This is a genomic window from Pseudomonas sp. St29 (assembly GCF_001547915.1).
Taxonomy (GTDB): domain Bacteria; phylum Pseudomonadota; class Gammaproteobacteria; order Pseudomonadales; family Pseudomonadaceae; genus Aquipseudomonas.
On the sequence record NZ_AP014628.1, the window covers coordinates 3,070,294 to 3,085,433 of the forward strand.

Sequence of the window (15,140 nt, forward strand, 5' to 3'; positions counted from 1 at the left end):
TTTGTCGTCGGCAGATGGCTCTGCTGCAGGTATCCTGGCGCGGCCTTCGTTGAATGGAATCGACCCATGTTCGCCCCCCTTGTTCATCCCCTGCGAGCCAGTGGCTTGCTGCTGGCGCTGCTGGCCTGTGGCCAGGGCGCCCAGGCCAGCAGTTTCGACTGCGCCAAGGCCGCCAGTGCCAGTGAAAAGGCCATCTGCGCCGACCCCTATACCGCCGGGCTGGACAGCCGGTTGGGCAAGGCCTGGACGGCCGCCCTGGCCGAGGCCAAGGACCCCAAGGCGCTGCGCCTGGGCCAGCGTGAATGGCTCAAGCAGCGCGACCAGTGCCAGGCCGATCTGGGCTGCCTGCGCAGCCAATACCTGAGCCGGCTGACGGTGCTGCGCTATGTGAACATTCCGTTCAGCTGGCAGGGCACCTGGCAGCGGGTCTCGGTCAGCCCGTTCTACGGCGGTGAACTGGTGATCCGGCGCAGCGGCGAGGATCGTCTGAGTTTCGACCTGTCGGCCATGGGCGGTGCCAATTCCGGTGCGCTGGCGGGCAAGCTGCAGCTCAAGGACGGTGAAGCCCGCTACGGCGTCGAGGGCTGCAAGCTGCGCTTCACCCCGCGCAACGGTCTGTTGCAGGTGACCCAGGAGGGCGATGCCTATGCCTGCGGCGCCGGCTCGGGGGTGTATTACGACGGGCTCTATGTGGCCTCCCGGCAAATCCTGGAGAACCAGTACGATTTGCTGTCCACCGCGCTGGTGCGTACCGAGGCAGAAGACCAGCGCGCCCGCAAGCTGCTGCAACAGGATTACCAGACCCTGCTCGACAGCGGCTCGGTGTTCTCCCAGGACACCTCGGCCGAGCTTCCGGGCGCCGAGGTCACCGATATGTGGCTGCAGGGGCTGGCTACCACCCATGCGGCGATTTTCGTGCGCGGTGCCCAGGGTGAGTTGTGGGTCGCGCTGCTGGCAGTGGTGGGCCCCGCCGATGAAGTGCGGGTGCGCTACTACACCACCGAGCCTGCGTGGAAGCAGCGCCTGCCGGACGTGGTACAGCGCTGGTACGAGGCGCGCAGCCAGGGCCAGCAACTGCCGCTGGACAGGATGCCCTGAAGCACAGGCCGACCGGACTTCATCATCTGTTGATGAACGTGGCCGCAGAAATTTCGCAGAGTGGATGCACAAGCCTGCCGGTGCAGCTGCTAGAGTCTCGGCCCTGGCCGCCTGGATGTCGCCCCGAGGGTGCTGGCACGGGGGCGCCAAGCCTCGGCCTGCCGGGCAAATTCCATCAGTTGGTGACGCGAAGCCATTGTGAGCGTCTACGACCTTAGCAAGTGACACTGCCGCCGCCGTTACCGGCGCCTGGCACATTGAAATTGGGAGATTGTGAATGGTCATCAAACCCCGCGTTCGCGGCTTTATCTGTGTGACGACCCATCCGGTGGGTTGCGAAGCCAACGTCAAGCAGCAGATCGATTACGTCACCCAGCAGGGCGCCATCGACGCAGGGCCGAAGAACGTACTGGTACTCGGCGCCTCCACCGGCTACGGCCTGGCCGCGCGGATCACCGCCGCCTTTGGCTGCGGTGCCAACACCCTGGGTGTGTTCTTCGAGCGCGGCAGCGTTGACGGCAAGCTGGGCACCGCCGGCTGGTACAACACCGCGGCGTTCCACAAGTTCGCCGAAGAAAAGGGCCTGTACGCCAAGAGCATCAACGGTGACGCCTTCTCCGACGCGGTCAAGGCCGAAACCATCGAAACCATCAAGCGCGACCTGGGCAAGATCGACCTGGTGGTCTACAGCCTGGCCGCGCCGCGCCGCACCCACCCCAAGACCGGTGAAGTGCTGAGCTCGACCCTCAAGCCCCTGGGCAAGTCCGTGACCCTGCGCGGTGTCGACACTGACAAGGAAATCGTCAAGGAAACCACCCTGCAACCGGCGACCCAGGAAGAGATCGACGGCACCGTGGCGGTGATGGGCGGCGAAGACTGGCAGATGTGGATCGACGCCCTGCACGACGCCGGTGTCCTGGCCGAAGGCGCGAAAACCACCGCCTTTACCTACCTGGGCGAGAAGCTGACCCACGACATCTACTGGAACGGTTCGATTGGCGAAGCCAAGAAGGACCTGGACCAGAAAGTCATCGGCATGCGCCAGCAACTGGCCGACCTGGGCGGCGACGCTCGGGTGTCGGTGCTCAAGGCCGTGGTCACCCAGGCCAGCTCGGCGATCCCGATCATGCCGCTGTACCTGTCGCTGCTGTTCAAGGTGATGAAGGAGCAGGGCAGCCACGAAGGTTGCATCGAGCAGGTCTACGGCCTGTACAAGGACAGCCTGTACAACAGCGAGCCGGTGATCGACCAGGAAGGCCGCCTGCGTGCCGACTACAAGGAACTGCAACCCGAAGTCCAGGATCGGGTCAAGCAGCTGTGGGACCAGGTCACCAGCGAGAACCTCTACGAAATGACCGATTTCGTCGGTTACAAGCATGAGTTCCTGCGCCTGTTCGGTTTCGAGATCGAAGGGGTCGACTACGAAGCCGACGTCGATCCGGACGTGAAGATCAGCAACCTGATCCAGCTGTAATCCGCGTCTAGCATCAGCCAGCGCCCCTCCCTCGTGAGGGGCGTTGTCGTTTGCATCCCCCTGTTTCCCGTAGGAGCCAGCTTGCTGGCGAAGAGGCCCGCAGGTCTTGTGCTGGTCTTGGAGACGCCTTCGCTGGCAAGCCAGTGGCCGCTGCGGTTCGCGCCGCCAGCGTGATCAGTCCGGGCGCTTGATCAAGGGTGGGAGCGAGCTTGCTCGCGATGGTGGTCAACGAAAACGCCGCGTTCACGGGGGCAACGCGGCGTTCTTGAGTGCATCGCGAGCAAGCTCGCTCCTGCGTTGCTTGGTGGTTGCAAAAAAAGCGCGGCGGTGGGCAATTGCGCAAGATCGTTCAAGCCAGGCGCCGTGCCAGCTGGCACAGTCAGCGTCCGTCATCTGTGTGCAGGGTGTTATGTCCAGCGTTCTTCTGCCCCGCGCCGCGTTTATCCGCGGTGCCATCGCCATCATGCCGCTGTCCCTGGCCACCGCGCCCTGGGGGCTGCTGGCCGGTTCCATGGCCATCGAGGCCAATCTCACGCCGCTGCAGGGCCAGGGGCTGTCGAGCATCGTCTTCGCCGGTGCCGCGCAACTGGTGGCCATCGGCATGCTCAAGGGCGGGGCGGGGATCTTCTCGATCCTGTTGACCACGCTGCTGCTGACCTCCCAGCACCTGCTCTACGGCATGAGCATGCGCTCGGTGATCTCGCCCTTGCCCGGGCGCTGGCGGGTGGGCCTGGGCTTTCTGCTCACCGACGAGCTGTTCGCCTTGACCAGCGCCCACGACAAGCAGCAGTTCGACCGCTGGTACGCCCTGGGCGTGGGCCTGACCTTCTACGTGGCCTGGAACCTGTTCACCCTGCTGGGCATCGTGCTGGGCAAGAGCATTCCCGGCCTGGAACACCTGGGCCTGGATTTTTCCATCGCCGCCACCTTCATCGCCCTGATCACGCCGCTGGTGCGCAATGTGCCCACCGTGGTCTGTGTCGCGGTGTCGCTGTTCTGCTCGGTGCTTTTCAGCTACTGGCACTGGGGCTCGGCCCTGGTGCTGTCGGGGCTGGCGGGGATGAGTGCGGGTTTTGTCTGCAACAAGCTGTATCGGGGGCGCGCATGATGGTCTGGGCAGTGATTTTCGGCATGGGCCTGCTGGTCTTTCTCAATCGCTACGTGTTTCTCGAACCGCGCCTGCCGCTGCGCCTGAGCAGCAACGCGCGGCAGTTCCTCGGTTTTGCCGTGCCGGGCATGCTCACGGCGATCTGCGGGCCGATCGTGTTCATGCCCGATCAGCAGTTGAACCTGCACTGGGACAATCCCTACCTTTCGAGCTCCCTGGTGGCCATCGTGCTGGTGATCTACACCCGCAATACCCTGGTCAGCATGCTGCTGAGCATGGGGTTCTTTTTCCTTCTGCGCTGGTGGCTCTGAGGCAGGATTGCGGTAGCCTGTGCAGCTTTTGGCACAGGCCGACCTTCAACCGCAACGGATGCATCGGATGAGCAACTTCCCCCACGATATCGACCTGGACGCGTTCTGGGACCACGACAGCAGCCGCAAGATCAACCAGCCACCGGCGAGCGCCGCGATGATCGCCGAGCTGCAAGCCCAGCTGGGCTATCGACTGCCGCCGTCCTATGTGGCGTTCATGCAGCGTTACAACGGTGGCTGCCCGCACCTGTGCTGTTGCCCCACGGAGCAGGGCACCTCCTGGGCCGAGGACCACTGCGCGATCGACAGTTTCCTGAGCATCGGTCGCGACAGCCGCTACTCCCTGGGCGGCGACCTGGGCAGCCGCTTCATGATCGAGGAGTGGGGCTACCCGGACCTGGGGGTGTACATCTGCAATTGCCCCTCCGCCGGGCATGACATGATCGCGCTGGACTACCGCGAGTGCGGCCCCGAGGGTGAACCCCGGGTGGTGCACGTGGACCAGGAGGGCGACTACGAGGTGACTGTCCTGGCGCCGAACTTCGAGGCCTTTGTCCGCAGTCTGGTGTCCTGGGAGGTGTATGACACCTCCGAGCAGGATTACCTCGACGACCTGGACACGGTCGCCAGCGCGCCGTTCTCGCCACTGCTGCAGGAGCTGCTTGAACACTGCCCGGACGTGCCTGACCTGGGGCCGCTGATCCGCCAGATCGCCCTGCGCATCGTCCAGGACAAACGCTACTTTGCGTTGCACGCCGACCCGCTGTCGCACCTGCTGTACGACCTGCAGTTCTGGCTGTACCAGAACCGCTACCCGGTCCCCAGCCAAGAGGCCTACCTGGAGGTCTATCAGGACATGATCGCCTTCGCCAAGGGCTTCAGCACCGGCGGCTACGCCCCGGATTTCATCCGCGACTGGTTCCGCGCGCGGCTGGCGGACGGTCATCTGCACCAGGTGGCGGGCGGGTTCGCCCTGACCCCGGCCTACCGCGTGCAGTTGCTGGAACAATTGTCGGGGTTTCGCCCCGCCGGCCCACACACTCAGGAGCAGCCATGAGCGAGGAAACCATCCGCATCACCGCCGAGAAGACCCTCTCCGACAACTGGTACGTGCTGAAGAAATACAGCTTCGAACTGCGCCGCCGCGACGGCAGCTGGCAGGCCCAGGAGCGTGAGGTCTACGACCGCGGCAATGGTGCGACGATCCTGCTGTACAACCTGGAACGGCGCACGGTGCTGCTGACCCGGCAGTTCCGCATGCCGGCCTTCGTCAACGATCACAGCGGTTACCTGATCGAGACGGCCGCCGGGCTGCTGGATAACGCCAGCCCGGAAGTGCGCATCCGCCAGGAAGCGCAAGAGGAAACCGGTTGCCGGGTGGGCGAGGTGCAGAAGGTCTTCGACGCGTTCATGAGTCCGGGCTCGGTGACCGAACGGGTGCATTTCTTCATCGGCCATTACCAGGCCGAAGACCGCATCGATGAGGGCGGCGGGCTGGAGCACGAAGGCGAGGACATCGAAGTCCTGGAGCTGGATATCGACCAGGCCCTGGACATGATCAAGAGCGGCGAGATCGCCGACGGCAAGACCATCATGCTCCTGCAGTACCTGCAGTTGCATGTGCTCAAGCCTCGCAGCCTGACGGTGTTGGTGGCCGGCCCCTACCGTTCCGGCACCGGCGACGATCCGCTGTTGCTGGCGCGCAATGTCGAGGCCATGGAGCAGTGCGCCGCCCAGGTGCTGGAGGCCGGGCATTTCCCGCTCTTGGGGGAGTGGGTGGCCTTGCCCATGACCCGTCTGGCCGGGTCCCGGGCGGTGGGCGATGAGGTCTACAACCAGCGCTTCCACGCCTATGCCGAGCGCCTGCTGCAGCGCTGTGACGCGCTGCTGCGCATCGGCGGTGCCTCGGCCGGCTGCGACGCCATGGTGCAGATCGCCCAGAGGCTGGGCCTGAGCATCTATCACCAGGTGCAGCAACTGCCCAAAGTGACTCCCCGCCCAGGCCGGGACTGACCCCGGTCGCCTCTGGTCGGACGCCGCCGGCCCGTTGCCCGGTCGCCGGCGTCCTGCCCTGACCCCATCGCCATGGCTGCACGGCTTTCGCCCCCGGCGTTTCTTCAGGCCCGGGGGGGAAATACTGTCTATCGTCTAATAGGCAAGCAGGAGCTTCATCTCGGGCCGCGTGAGCTTGGAGCACACCGGTCGGTTTTTCGCTATGGCGCTTGGAGCACTATGGAAAACCTAGGTCTTGATCTGACGCCGGTGCGCAGCATCTCGAATCAGGCGCTGGCCCGCGCCACCTTGCTCGGATGCTCGGGATTGCTGTTGGCGCTGTTCCTCTTCACCGGCGTGTTGCTGGTGTACATCGCCCTCGACCAGAACCTGGCTGCCGAGCAGCACAACCGCCTGGAAATCGAAAAGGCCCTGCAATCGCTGAAAAACCATGCCCGTAGCACCGTCAAGGACTATGCGCAGTGGGGCGATGCCTATCAGCACCTGCACCTGAAGGTCGATCCGGACTGGGCCTACACCCGGCACAACTTCGGTTCGTCCCTGTACCGCGACCTGGGTTTTGACGGGGTGTTCGTCATCGACCCGGCCGATCGCACGGCCTACGCGATGGTGTCCGGTCGCCTGGAGGCGATGGAGGCCCGGGACTGGTTCGGCGATGCGCTGCAACCCTGGCTGGCGCAGGTGCGCCAGGCGCCCGATGGCAAGGTCTTCAGCCGTTATCACGCGATCGGCGGGACACCGGCGCTGGTGTTCACCAGCGTGCTGAGCCCGGGCAACGATCCGCAAGTGCCGGTCGATGACGGCCCGCAGTCGGTGCTGGTGTTCGTGGTGTGGCTGGACCCGAGCCGTTTGCTGGTGCTGGGCCGTGAGGCGGGCATCGAGCGCTTGCAGCGGGTCGACGCCGGGGCGCCGAGCCCGCAGCCGACCCTGAGCCTGCCCGACGGTGCCGGAACCCTGCACTGGCAGCCGACGCGACCGGGGCACCAGTTGCTGGTGCTGGTGATCCCGCTGTTGCTGCTGGCCGGGCTGCTGGTGGGCCTGATGGCGATCCTGCTGCTGCGGCGCTCTGCGGTGGCGGCGCGACTCATCGATGATCAGGTCCAGGCCCTGCGCAGCAGTCGGGGCGCGCTGGAGGCCAGCGAGGAGCGTTTTCGCGATGTTGCCGAAGCGGCTTCCGACTGGATCTGGGAAGTGGATCCGCAGTTGCGCTTCACCTACCTGTCCGAGCGCTTCGAGGCGGTTACCGGCCTGTCCCGGGAGGCGGCCCTGGGGCGGCCGATGCATGAGCTGCTGAGCGCCGAACAGGGATCGCTGCGCCACTGGCTGAGCGCCTCGCAGCGGCGTTCCCAGAGCCTGCTGCAATGCGCCTACCTGGACGGTCAGCGCCGGCCGCGGATCTGCCGCCTCTCGGTACGGGCCATGGACGGCGGCGGTTACCGTGGCACCGCCAGTGATATCACCGAGGAGGTCGCGGCCCGGCGGCGCATCGAATACCTGTCCCAGCACGATGCACTCACCGGCCTGGCCAATCGCATGCGCATGCGCGAATACCTTGAAGATCGGCTGTCGGCTCCGCGGGTGCTGCGCGAGCCGCTGTTGATGCTCAGCGTCGACCTCGACCGCTTCAAGCCGGTGAACGATCTGCTGGGGCATGCCGCCGGCGACCAGGTGCTGCACGAGGTGTCCCAGCGCCTGTCCCACTGCCTGCGCAGCGAGGACCTGGTGGCCCGGGTCGGTGGCGACGAATTCGTGCTGGTGGTGCCCGGGCAGATGGCCCAGTCGGAAATCGACGGCCTGTGCCGGCGCTTGATCCAGCGTATCGAGGAGCCGTTCTACATTGGCGAGCATGAAGTCTTCATCAGCGCCAGCATCGGAGTCGCCCGGGCCCCGGCCGATGCCAGCCAGGCCGAAGAACTGCTGCGCTTTGCCGACATGGCCCTGTACGAGGCCAAGGCGGCGGGGCGCAGCACCTGGCGTTTCTACGCCGCCGACATGAATGCGCGGATCATCGAGCGCCGCGGCCTGGAGCGCGACCTGCGTCACGCCATCGACCAGGACCAGTTGAGCCTGCAGTTCCTGCCGCGCTATCGGCTGGGCGACGGCCAATGGCAGGGCGCCGAGGTGCTGGTGCGCTGGCAGCACCCGCAGCGCGGGCTGCTGGGGCCCGAGGTGTTCATGCCCATCGCCGAGGACACCGGGCTGATCCTGCCGCTGAGCAACTGGGTGCTGCAGGCGGCCTGCCGCGCGGCCCGGGCCTGGCCCGAACACCTGCAGCTGGCGGTGCATCTATCGGCCTGCGAGTTCCAGCGCGGCCAGCTGGTGGCCAGGATCCGCTCGGTGCTCGCTCAGAGCGGGCTGGCTCCTTCGCGTCTGCTGCTGGAGGTGGCCGACAAGGCGCTGCTGGACGACGGGCGCCCGGTGCAGGACATCATGGGCGGGCTCAAGGCCCTCGGGGTGCAGCTGGTGCTGGACGATTTCGGCAGCGGCTGTTCGGCGTTGCAGGACCTGCGGACCTATCCCCTGGACGGCCTGAAGATCGATAGCGGTCTGGTGGCCGGTCTGGGTCGCAGTCCGGCCGGCCGTTCGATCGTCCAGGCGATCGTCGACCTGGGGCATGCCCTGAGCCTGAAAGTGCTGGCCGAAGGGGTGGACACCCCGGAGCAGTTTGCCGCGTTGCGGGACATTCGCTGCGATGAGGTTCAGGGGCGGTACCTGAGCCCGCCCCTGGATGGCGACGCCCTGTTGCACCTCTGCGCCCAGGCGCCCCGGGCCGGAAGCTCGATGAGCTGAGGGCAAGGGTTGCGGGTGTTTGGCCGGGGAGGGGCGCGGTGCTTCAGTGCGCTTGCTCGGTCGCTGTCCGGGGCGCCTGGCGGATCGGCAGCTCCACGCGAAAGGTGCTGCCGACCCCCGGTTGGCTGCGGACGCTGATCTGCCCGCCGTGCTTCTTGACGATCCCGTAGGACAGCGACAGGCCCAGGCCGGTGCCCTTGCCCACCGGCTTGGTGGTGAAGAAGGGGTCGAAAATCTTCTGCAGGTGCTGTGCATCGATGCCGCAGCCGGTGTCGCTCACCTCCAGCCAGACATGCTCGCCGTCCACCCCGTTGCGCAGGGTGATGGTGCCGCGTTCCGGCCCGATGGCCTGGGCGGCGTTGACCACCAGGTTCATCACCACCTGATTGAGCTGGGAGGGCAGGCACTCGATCTGCGGCAGCTCGTGGTAGTCCTTGACCAGGTCGGCCTTGTACTTGATCTCGTTGGCGACGATGTTCAGGGTCGAGTCGATGCCCTGTTGCAGGTCCGCCAGTTGCCATTGCTGATCGCTGTCGACCCGGGAGAAGTTCTTCAGGTCCTTGACGATCTGCTCGACCCGGCCGATGCCTTCCTTGGATTCCTTGATCAAGAGCGGGATGTCCTCCTGGAGAAAGTCCAGGTCGATGCTTTCGCGCAGGCTTTGCAGGTGCTCGCGCACTTGCGGTGCGGTGATGGCTTCTTCGCTCTGGCGGTAGGCGCTGAGCATCTGGCCGATCTGTTGCAGGTAGCCGGCCAGGCTGCCGAGGTTGGAGGCGACGAAGCCGATGGGGTTGTTGATCTCGTGGGCCACGCCCGCGGCCAGTTGCCCGAGGGAGGCGAGCTTTTCCGACTGCACCAGCTGGTTCTCCAGTTGCTTGCGCTCGTCGATCTCCTGTTGCAGGGCGGTTCCGGCACGTTCCAGGTCCGCGGTACGCCGGGCCACCAGGTTCTCCAGGTGATGCATCTGCAGCAGGGCACGGGCGGTCATCTCCCACTTGCTGGTGAGGGTGCTGGCCATCTGCTGGACTTCGATATTGTCGAAGGGCTTCTTCAGGATCAGCAGGCGGTTGTGGCCCTGCAGACGCTCCAGCAGGTCTTCCCAGGAATAGTCGGAGTAGGCGGTGCACACCACCACCTGCAGGCGCGGGTCCTCCTGCCACAGCCGTTCGATGGTCTGCACCCCGTCCCAGCCCTGGGGCATGCGCATGTCGACGAACGCCAGGGCATAGGGGCGCTGCTGCGCCAGGGCCTGGGTGACCTTGTTCAGGCCTTCCTCGCCGCCGTAGGCCGAGTCCAGTTCGAAGGGCTGCTGGCGGGTGCGGGTCGGGGCGCCGAATAACTGCGCCTCCAGATCGTCGAGGCCGGCGTCCTGGCTCTGCGGCATGAGGATCTTGCGAAAGTCTTCGTGGATCGCGGGGGTGTCGTCGATCAGCAGAATCCGGCGGTTGATCAATGAGTCCATGTGGGGTTCTCGGCGTCGATCAGCGGGATGTCCAGAGTGAAGGTGGCGCCCAGTCCCGGCCCGTCGCTGTGCACGCTGAGCTGGCCGTCCATCTCCATGGCGGCCAGGGCGCAACTGTGCAGGCCGAAGCCGTGGCCCTCCTTGCGGGTGGTGAAGCCGTGGGCAAAGATCCGCGTGAGGTTTTCGGCGGCGATGCCTTCGCCCTGGTCCTGAACCTGGATGCGCAGGGTCCGGCCCTCCAGCACACGGGCGCGAATGGTCAGGGTGCGGGACTGCTCGTCGAGGTCGGACATGGCGTATTTGGCATTGCTGATCAGGTTGATCAGGATCAGTAGCATGCGGTGCTTGTCGCCCATCACCGCGGGCACTTCGACGTAGTCCTTGACCACCGTGACCTGGTGCCGGACCAGGGCCCCGGCGTTCATGCGCAGGGCGTCGTCGATCAGTTCGTTGACCCGCAGGGGTTCGATCAGCCGTGAGGCGCCGGCATAGGACTGCTGGGTGGCGACGATCTCCTTGATGTGATCGATACTGCGCCCGAGCTGGGCCAGCTCGTCGCTCATGCCCTGTTGCTCGCTGGCGATGGCCGCGACCAGTTGGTTGAGGTAGCCGGGGAGCAGCTTGCCCTTTTCGTCTTCAGTGAAGAACTGCCCCAGGTCGTCCTGGTGCTGGTTGATCAGCTGCATCGCCTTGCCCAGGCCCTGAGCCTTGCTGGAGCGCAGGGTACGGCTCAGCAGTTCGCTGGAGATGTTCACGCTGTTGAGCACGTTGCCGACGTTGTGCAGCACATTGGTGGCGATTTCCGCCATGCCCGCCTGGCGCGCGGCGTGCAGCAGTTCGCTCTGGGCTTCCTTGAGCTCGTGGGTGCGTTCCTCGACCCGTTGCTCCAGGTGTTCATTGGCGCTCTGCAGGGCGGTGTTGACCCGGCGGATCACCCCGTAGCTGCGCATCAGATGGATCACCAGATAGAGGATCAACAGCACCAGCAGCGTCGAAAACAGCAGCAGGTACTGATGGGCCTTCTGGTCCTGCAGGTCGGCCTGGAGCTGGTCGCGGTTGAGCAGGGCGTTGATCTCGTCCAGGCGCTGGGCCACTGGGATCGAGGTGATTTTCTCCAGCAACTGGTTGACCACCGGCTGTTCGCGCAGGATCACCGAGACGTGGTTGCTGAGGATGGCCACCGGTTCGTGCATGGCCTCGGGCAGGCGCTCCTTGTTCACCTCCAGCTTGTTCAGCCCCACCAGAATGTCGGCGGCCTTGTCGTCGCTGGACACCTGGGCGAACTCCAGGCTGCTGAGCAGCAGGTCGTAGGTGTCGATGGCGATGCTCTGCTGCGACAGGCGCTGGCTGTCATCCAGTCCGGCCAGGCGGCTCTGGATGTCGTCCTCGGCGGTGGGCAGGAAGGCCAGGGAGTTGCGCAGCACCGAGTTGTGGGACTTGAAGCGCTCCACCAGGTCGGTCTTTTCCTTGAACGCGGCGAGGAAGGCCTGATGACTGGCCTGCCACGCCTCGGGGTCGATGTGCTCCTGCTGCGACACCTGATCGAAGCGACTCCACAGCTGATTGATCTGTTGCACCGGCAGCACCAGTGGATCGTAGTCATGGGTGATGGCGATGCGAGCCTTGAGCACCTCGGTTTCCCACTGGGCATTCAGTTGCTTGATGTGACCGATCAGGTCCCGGGACAGGGTGTAGTTCGCTGTCTGGACGATGACCGTCTTCACGTAGAGGAACGCCAGCGCCAGGACCAGGCCCAGGATCAGCAGGGTGAACAGGGTGACGGGCAGGCGGGGCAGCTTCATAGGGGCTTGTCCTGCCATTGCCCGGTCAGGGTCTTGAGAAACTTGACGATCAGGCCGGTGTCCTGGGGGCTTGGGGTCCGGCCTAGCTGGTACTTGAACATCACCTCGACCGCCTGTTCCAGGGTCTGCGCCGAGCCATCGTGGAAGTAGGGCCCGGTGACCGCCACATTGCGCAGGCTCGGCACCTTGAAGACGTTGCGGTCCTGCTCGTCGCCGGTGATCAGGAAGCGCCCCAGGTCGGCCTGGGTGGGGTTGCCCCGGGCGGCGAAGTAGTCGCCCATCACGCCGAATTTCTGCAGCATGTTGCCGCCGATGTTGACCCCTTGATGACAGGCGATGCAGCCGTAGTCCTTGAAGCGCTGGTAGCCGTATTTCTCGTCCAGGCTGAGGATCTCGGTGTTGCCTTGCAGGTACTGGTCGAAGCGCGAGCCGCTGCTGAGCAGGGTGCGTTCGTAGCTGGCCAGGGCGTCCCGCACGTTGGCCGCGGTCAGCGCATCCGGGTACAGCTCGGCGAAGCGCTGGCGGTAGTCGGGGTCGTCACTCAGGGTGCGGAGCAGGTCGGGCCAGTTGTTGCCCATCTCGATCGGGCTTTGCACCACCTGGTCGATCTGCGCTTCGAGGCTGTCGGCGCGGGCGTCCCAGAACTGCCGAAAGTTCAGCGCGGCGTTGAATACGCTGGGAGCGTTGACCAGGGTCGATTGGCCCTTGATGCCCAGGGACTTGGCCTGAGTGTCGGCGCCGCCGTGGTCCATCCGGTGACAGCTGGCGCAGGAGCGGCTGTGGTCCTGGGACAGGCGCGGCTCGTTGAACAGCCGGCGCCCCAGTTCCACCCGCCCCGGGTCGAGGTCGGGGACCGCGGGCAGGGGTTTGAGGGGTTCGTCCAGGGGCGCCGGGAGGGCGGGCAGGGCGATGCCGAGCAACAACCAGAGCGCCACGCCCAGGTGGCGCCGCCGCGGCCGGCCCGCAGGTGCTGCGCGGTTCATGGCTGGCCCTGCCCGGCGGGTGCGGCCCGCCCTTGCAGGAACCGGGCGAAGTCTGCCGCCGGCAGGGCCTTGCTGAAGTAGTAGCCCTGGCCTTCCTCACAGCCTTGCTGGGTCAGGAAGGCCAGCTGCTGCGCCGTCTCCACCCCTTCGGCAATCACGTTCAGGTTGAGGTTGCGCCCCAGCTGGATGATGGCGCTGACCAGGGTCGCATCCTTGGGGTCGTGGCTCAGGCCGTGGACGAAGGACTGGTCTATCTTCAGCACGTCCAGCGGAAACTTGCGCAGGTAGCTGAGGCTGGAGTAACCGGTGCCGAAGTCGTCCACCGCCAGGCGCACCCCCAGGGTCTTGATGGCCAGCAGGGTGACCAGGGTTGCCTCGACGTTCTGCATCAGCACCCCTTCGGTGATTTCCAGCTCCAGCAGGGTCGGGTCCAGGCCGCTGTCCTGCAGAGCGCTCTGCAACTGGGCGAGCAACTGCGGCTGGCGGAAATCGCTGGGCGACAGATTGACCGACAGGCGGATCGGTGCGAGCCCGGCCTGTTGCCAGGCGCGGGACTGGCGGGTGGCCTCGCCCAGCACCCACCGACTGACGGCGTTGATCAGGCCGCTGTCCTCGGCCACCGGGATGAACTGGGCCGGGCTGACCCAGCCCCGTTGCGGGCTGAACCAGCGGATCAGCGCTTCGGCCCCCACCACCTGGCCCGAGGCCAGGTGGATTTTTGGCTGGTAGTGCAAAACAAACTCCCGATGCTCCAGGGCCTGGCGAATGCCCGACTCCAGGTGCTGCTGTTCCCGGGCCCGATGGGTCATGTCCTCGGTAAAGAAACCGTAGCGGCCCGGTGCCTGGTCCTTGCTGTTGCGCATGGCCATCTCGGCCTTCTTGATCAGGGTCAGGGCGTCCTGGCCATCCTCGGGATACAGGCTGATCCCCAGGCTGGCGGTGACCTGCAGTTCGTGCCCGGCGATGTCGTGCACCTGGTTCACCGTGGCCAGGAGTTTTTGCGCGACGCTGCGCACCTGGGGCGGCGGCTGCTGGTCATGCACCAGCACCACGAACTCGTCGGAGCCGTAGCGGAAGACCGAGTCCGACTCGCGCATGCTTTGCTGCAGGCCCTGGGCGATACGCTTGAGCAGTTCATCGCCGGCCGGGTAGCCCAGGGCCTGGTTGATCCGCTTGAAACGGTCCAGGCCCAGGAACAGCACCGCCAGCTGTTGTCCATAGCGCCGGGCCCGGGCCATGGCCTGGCTCAGGCGGTCGCCCAGCAGGGTGCTGGAGGGCAGCCCGGTGAGCGCATCGTAGTGCAGCAGGTGCGAGACCTTGAGCAGTTCGGCGACCCGCTCCTCGATGGTCCGTTGCAGGTCGTCGAGCTTGTTCCGTGCGTCCTGGGCCATCTGCCATTTCCAGGTCAGGGCGCTGGCCATCTGGCGGATTTCCAGGCTGTCGAAGGGTTTTTTCAGAATCAGCAGGCGATCGCCGAAGTCCAGGCGCTCGGCCAGGGCCTCCCAGGAGTAGTCGGAGTAGGCGGTGCACAGGGCGATCTGCAGCTCGGGGTCGGCCAGCCACAGCTGTTCGATGGTTTGCAGGCCGTCCCAGCCCGGCGGCATGCGCATGTCGATGAAGGCCATGGCATAAGGCGTGCCCTGGGCCAGTGCCGCCTCGACCCTGGCCAGGGCTTCGCGGCCCTGGAATGCCGAGTCCAGGCTGAAGGTCGGCGCGGGGCCAGGCGCGGCTTGACCGAACAGTTGCTCCTCAAGCGGGCCCAGGTCCGGTGCCTGCCGCGGGGCGAGGATCTTGTAGAAGTCTTCGTGGATCTCCGGGCTGTCATCGACGATCAGCACTCGCCGATTGACCCGCGCAGAGGGCGGGCCCGGAGTGTCTTGCGCTGTTGTCTGCGGGTCGCAGCCAGTATCCATAGACCGTCCCTAGTGCCCTGAGCCTGCGTTCAACGCTGTGAGCATAGTCACTGTGTTCTGCACCTGCGGAGGTTTTTTCAACGTTGGGCCAGAGCGCAAAAGCAAAATATGACTAGGATTGCCAAGGCAATCGAGCAACTGGCCGGTGGCCTGTCAGGGGTGTCCGGCCAATCCAAGGGATCACCG

11 protein-coding genes are annotated in these 15,140 nt (G+C 65.5%); 7 read left to right on the forward strand and 4 right to left on the reverse strand.

Going from position 1 to position 15,140, the window contains the following annotated elements; all coding sequences use genetic code 11:
- The first annotated feature begins 66 nt into the window (after positions 1 to 66).
- From PST29_RS13980 to PST29_RS14010, 7 genes are all read left to right on the forward strand, one after another.
- Positions 67 to 1,098: a lysozyme inhibitor LprI family protein gene (locus tag PST29_RS13980; RefSeq protein WP_060843422.1), complete on the forward strand. Its 1,032-nt coding sequence runs from the start codon at positions 67 to 69 to the stop codon at positions 1,096 to 1,098.
- Between the two features lie 277 nt (positions 1,099 to 1,375).
- Positions 1,376 to 2,572 (forward strand): enoyl-ACP reductase FabV, encoded by a 1,197-nt coding sequence (fabV, locus tag PST29_RS13985; RefSeq protein ID WP_060839021.1) that lies wholly within the window; start codon positions 1,376 to 1,378, stop codon positions 2,570 to 2,572.
- Positions 2,573 to 2,981: 409 nt separating this feature from the next.
- Positions 2,982 to 3,680 carry an AzlC family ABC transporter permease gene (locus PST29_RS13990; RefSeq protein WP_060839022.1) on the forward strand — a complete coding sequence of 233 codons (699 nt, stop codon included), beginning with the start codon at positions 2,982 to 2,984 and terminating at the stop codon, positions 3,678 to 3,680.
- Positions 3,680 to 3,991, forward strand: a complete 312-nt coding sequence (locus PST29_RS13995; protein ID WP_164990737.1) for an AzlD domain-containing protein — start codon at positions 3,680 to 3,682, stop codon at positions 3,989 to 3,991. Before PST29_RS13990 ends, PST29_RS13995 begins: the two co-directional genes overlap by 1 nt.
- A 67-nt stretch (positions 3,992 to 4,058) precedes the next feature.
- A complete protein-coding gene (locus PST29_RS14000; protein WP_060843423.1) occupies positions 4,059 to 5,048 on the forward strand; it encodes an SMI1/KNR4 family protein in 990 nt (329 codons plus the stop codon).
- Positions 5,045 to 6,004, forward strand: a complete 960-nt coding sequence (gene nudK, locus PST29_RS14005; RefSeq protein ID WP_060839025.1) for a GDP-mannose pyrophosphatase NudK — start codon at positions 5,045 to 5,047, stop codon at positions 6,002 to 6,004. Before PST29_RS14000 ends, nudK begins: the two co-directional genes overlap by 4 nt.
- A 219-nt stretch (positions 6,005 to 6,223) precedes the next feature.
- Positions 6,224 to 8,794 carry a bifunctional diguanylate cyclase/phosphodiesterase gene (locus PST29_RS14010; RefSeq protein ID WP_060843424.1) on the forward strand — a complete coding sequence of 857 codons (2,571 nt, stop codon included), beginning with the start codon at positions 6,224 to 6,226 and terminating at the stop codon, positions 8,792 to 8,794.
- Positions 8,795 to 8,837: 43 nt separating this feature from the next.
- On the opposite strand, the gene PST29_RS14015 is transcribed toward PST29_RS14010, so the two are convergent.
- From PST29_RS14015 to PST29_RS14030, 4 genes are read right to left on the reverse strand one after another with little or no spacing between them, the layout of a single operon-like run.
- A complete protein-coding gene (locus PST29_RS14015) occupies positions 8,838 to 10,256 on the reverse strand; it encodes an ATP-binding protein (RefSeq protein ID WP_060839027.1) in 1,419 nt (472 codons plus the stop codon).
- Entirely contained in the window at positions 10,244 to 12,058 is a 1,815-nt protein-coding gene (locus PST29_RS14020; RefSeq protein ID WP_060843425.1) for a DAHL domain-containing protein, read from the reverse strand. The genes PST29_RS14015 and PST29_RS14020 overlap by 13 nt, the downstream gene beginning before the upstream one ends.
- Entirely contained in the window at positions 12,055 to 13,041 is a 987-nt protein-coding gene (locus PST29_RS14025) for a cytochrome-c peroxidase (protein ID WP_060843426.1), read from the reverse strand. The genes PST29_RS14020 and PST29_RS14025 overlap by 4 nt, the downstream gene beginning before the upstream one ends.
- A complete protein-coding gene (locus tag PST29_RS14030) occupies positions 13,038 to 14,954 on the reverse strand; it encodes a GGDEF/EAL domain-containing response regulator (protein ID WP_060839030.1) in 1,917 nt (638 codons plus the stop codon). Before PST29_RS14030 ends, PST29_RS14025 begins: the two co-directional genes overlap by 4 nt.
- Between the last annotated feature and the right edge of the window lie 186 nt (positions 14,955 to 15,140).